This window comes from Streptomyces netropsis (genome assembly GCF_014203545.1).
Classification (GTDB): Bacteria; Actinomycetota; Actinomycetes; order Streptomycetales; family Streptomycetaceae; genus Streptomyces; species Streptomyces netropsis.
Genome location: NZ_JACHJG010000038.1, coordinates 1 through 3966 on the forward strand (window position 1 = coordinate 1; position 3966 = coordinate 3966).

At 72.5% G+C, this 3966-nt stretch carries 3 protein-coding genes; 2 read left to right on the top strand and 1 reads right to left on the bottom strand.

Annotated features, from left to right (window positions below; all coding sequences use genetic code 11):
* The coding region (locus FHS38_RS34975) for a hypothetical protein (protein ID WP_446557156.1) at positions 1-325 on the bottom strand (325 nt) is incomplete at its 3' end.
* Between the two features lie 1044 nt (positions 326-1369).
* Between FHS38_RS34975 and FHS38_RS34755 the strand changes: the two genes are divergently transcribed.
* On the top strand, positions 1370-2080 hold the full coding sequence (locus tag FHS38_RS34755; RefSeq protein WP_184740589.1) for a hypothetical protein: 711 nt from the start codon (positions 1370-1372) through the stop codon (positions 2078-2080).
* A 96-nt stretch (positions 2081-2176) separates the two neighbouring features.
* On the top strand, positions 2177-3966 hold a 1790-nt coding region (locus FHS38_RS34760), incomplete at its 3' end, for a hypothetical protein (RefSeq protein ID WP_184740591.1).

Genomic DNA, 3966 nt, shown 5'->3' on the forward strand with positions numbered 1-3966 from the left:
GGGCGGTACGGGGCGGGTACAGCGCGGTGCCGTACGAGCGTTGCCCGCCACCGTGTTCGGTGCGGAGGCGGCCACCGTGGCCACGTCCGGCCTGTACGCGGCCGCCGGCCTGACCGGGACGCTCACCGCCGCCGGGGTCGTTGCCGCCGCCGGTGCGGCCGTGGCGGTACGCAAGACCCGCCAGGCCCGGACGGGCGGCCACCGGGGCACCGGTCACCGGTCGGCGGGTCTGACTGGTGCGGGCCGCCGCGCGGGGGGCCGGGGCGGGTTCGGTTCCCTGGGCGCCTCCGGGCGTCGTGGGGGCGGGCTCGGCTCCGGCCGCCACGGCACCGGCTCCGGTAAGGGTGGCGGGCTGACCGGCCGTTCTCGCCGCCCGGGGGCCGGTCGTGGTCTTTCCAGCGGCGGGGTGTCGACGCCCCGTACCGGCAGTTCCGGTGGCCCGGCTTCGCTCTCCAAGCAGCCCCGCGGTCGGGGCGGGGGCCACGTGGCAACGGCCGGCGGTTCCTCGTGGACCGGCCGGGGGCTGCTCGGCCGGGGCGGTAAGTCCGGGTCCGGCCGGTCCCCTGGTGGTGCGGCCGGGGCTGGTAGTGGCCGGGGGCAGGGCAAGGGTCGTTCGACGGTCGGTGCGGGGCTGGCGCGGATGCGCCGGGCCGCCGCGGCCGGCGCCCGCCGGTTCCTCGGCCGGGGCGGCAACGGCAACGGGCCCGGTGGTGGGCCGGGTGCGGCCGGTCAGGGCAAACCCACCCCCGCTCCAGGTCGTGGGGCGGGCATGCTCGGCCGTGCTGGTGGGCGAGTGCGGGCGGGGCTGGCTGCGGCCATCGGCCGGGCCCGCCGGGTCGCCGCACCGGTGGGTCGTCTCGCCCGCAAAGCGGCAGGCCGGGCGGCCAGGGCTGCGGTTCCAGCGGCGCGCCGGTTGTGGGCCGCCGCCCGGATGGGCGCCACCAAGGCTGGTGCGGCTGTTCGCGCTGCTCGCGCCGGGGTTCGCCGGTTGCGGGCCTCTCGCTGGGGCCGGGTCCTCGCCGCGCTCTGGCGCCGCTTCCGCACATGGGCCCCGGCCCGCGCCAAACGCGCAGTACGAGGCATCGCTACGGCCATCGCGGCCGGTGCCGCAGGGCTCGCCGCAGCCGTACCCGGCATGGCCCTTGCAGCCGGTGCGGCGGTCGCGGGCGGGGTCCTGAAATGGATCCGCATTGCCCCTCGGGGGGCGGTGTGGGGCGGGCGGTTCTTGAAGTGGGGCCCGGCGGTCGTGATGCGGGTGTGGAAGCGCTGGATGCACGTCTCACCCCAGGTCGCCATCTGGTTCCCCACCCCCGGCCACCGCATGCCCTCGACTACGGCCGCCCCTGGTGGGGGTGGTTTTGGAGGTTCGATGAGTCACTTCGTGCAGGCGACTGAGGCCGCGCGCGATGCCTACGCCCATTACGACCCGCCGGCCATGCTTGCGGTCGCTGCCGAGTACGAGGGCCTGCCCGAGGGCATCAGCGCCGTGGGGCAGGCGATACGTGACCTCGTGCTGAACACCGCTGACCGGTACCCGGTCGACAAGGCCCTGGCCGAGCAGCTCGCCGTGGTCTTCGCCCACGTCCACGCCGCCGAGAGCAAGGCGGCCGAGGTCGCCCACCTGTTCAGGGACCTGCACGAACACGACCTCAAAAGGTATGAGGAACCCCGGCCGGGTGAGCACATGTGGAACATCTTCGAGCGCCGCCTCGACGGCACCTACGCCCGCCGCCCGTCGGTGTTCGTCCTGGCCTGCCAGGACATCGCGCACACCTACGCCCGTAACGAACTCACCCGCATGATGAACGGCCCGTCCGTGGCCGCCGAGTACGAAGGCCTCCCCACCGGCCTGGAGAACATCGCCGCCGCCATCCGGTTCCTGGCGGTCAAGAGCGCGGAGGCGTACCCGGTGGAGAAGCCGGTCGCCGAAGCGGTCGCCGAGGTCGAACACCAGCTGATGCGCGCGGTCTCCGCAGCGCAGGAGTTGTTCCCGCGCTTCCGCCGTCTGCATGCCCCCGACATCAAGCGCCACGAAGCACCCCGCAACGGGACCGTGGCCGAGGCCATGTGGGACGCCTGACACCTCCCCGCCTCTCCCGCTCATCCGTGGGGCCCGCCACCAACGTGGCGGGCCCCACGCGCTCCCTCTTCACCCTCTTGACCTGCGAGGAGCATGATGACCAGCACACGCAAAGGCCCTGCCCTGGACTGGGGCTGGGACATCAGCCCCGCCACAGGGGCCATGATGGCCGCCGGGGGCGCCTACAGTTTGGCCGCCGCGGGGGGTCTGGCCGGGCTCCCGCCCGGCTACGCCCTCCTCGCTGCCGGAGCCGGGGCCCTGGCCCAGGGCGGGGCGGATCTCTACCAGCGCCGCCCGCTCGCCCACGGCATCGCCCGCTGCACCGCATGGCTCACCGCCGGCGGATGGACAGCGGTAGCTCTCTCCGGCCACAACGCCTTGACCTGGGGTGCCGCCGGGTGGTGGGGCGCGGGCACAGCCGCTGCTGTGGTCCTGGCCCGGGGTCTGGCCACGGCCGAGGAGAGGGGGAAGTCGGAGCGGGTGCAGCGCAAGTTGCAGAAGTGGGCCAACGGCAAAGCCGGTGAATGGCACGCCCGATTGGCCAACCTGTTCCGGCTTGAGGGTCACAAGGTCGACGGTGTTCTCCCGTGGAAGGGCGACGTCGGCTACACCGTCCGCGTCCAGATGCCGGAGGACACACCCGAGTTGCCCTCGGATGCTGATCGGAAGCTGGCGGCGGCGCTTCGGCTGCCGCGCGGTGGCGGGGTGCAGATCGTCGACGGCATGGTCTACGGCGAGATCCAGATCCGCGTCACCGCCAAAGACGTCATGGCAGAAGATCTGCCCTTCCCCCTCGACACTGCCCCGGCCACGATCAACGACCCGATCGTCCTGGGCCTGCACCCCGACGCCACCGACGCTGAAATGCGGCTGCTGGACGCCTGCGCCCTGCTGGTCGGGCAAGTCGGCTCCGGGAAGTCCAACACCCTCAACGTCGCCAACGGCGCGATTCTGAAGACCGACGACTGCGTGGTGTGGCACATCGACACCACCGGCGCCGGCATCTCCCTTCCCTGGCTCCGCTCCTGGGCAGTCACCGGTGAATCAAGGGTGCCGGTGATCGACTGGACAGCGGACACCGTGGAAGAAGCCCACATCATGCTGGACGTCGCGATCGCCGGGATCGGCGCCCGCAAGGCGGGCTACCAAGACCTCATGGCCTCGGTCGACGACGACAAGATCCCCGTCAGCCCCCAGGTCCCGGCCATCTTGATCGTGGTCGACGAGATCGCCGAACTCCCTCAGCCGATCATGGACAAGCTGGACAGCGTGGTGAACACCGGCCGCGCCGCCCGCATCCGGACTTTCAAATGCGGCCTGCGAGCCACCCAGGACGTCATCACCGCCGCCATGAAGAAGCAGTCCCGCAACCGCGCCGGCATGCGCGTCTCGGACCCGGAGGAGCTGCACCACCTCTTCCCCTCCGGCCGGGGTCACCTGGACCCCAAAGCCGCACCTCACAAAGGCTGCGGGTTCCTCGCCTCGCCGGATGAGGATGACCTCGACACCGACCCGGCGCCGTTCAAGGCCTACCGGATCACCCCGAAGGACATCGACCACCTCAGCCCACGGCTCGCCGACCGGCGACCCGCCCCGGACCCGGTCTTCCTCGACACCGAACCCGGCCGCTTCTACGCCTCCCGCTGGGGACGCGTCCTGCCCCGCCTCTACAAGGCCAAGAAACTCGCCGCCACCACCACCCCCTACACCGACCTCGATGTTCTGTACCCGCTGATCGATAAGGCGACCGGCTTGCCGATCACCGGCGGCACCGACAGCACCACCTCCAGCCCGGCTCCCGCCACCCCGGCCGGGGGTACGGGTGGCAGCGCAGACCGTGGCATCGTCACCGACGCGAACGGCCGGTTCGGCGCAGACGCCCTCGC

What these genes read in the sequence shown, in the direction of transcription:
- FHS38_RS34755 (WP_184740589.1), top strand. Translation starts at nt 1,370, where the DNA reads ATGAGTCACTTCGTGCAGGCGACTGAGGCCGCGCGCGATGCCTACGCC.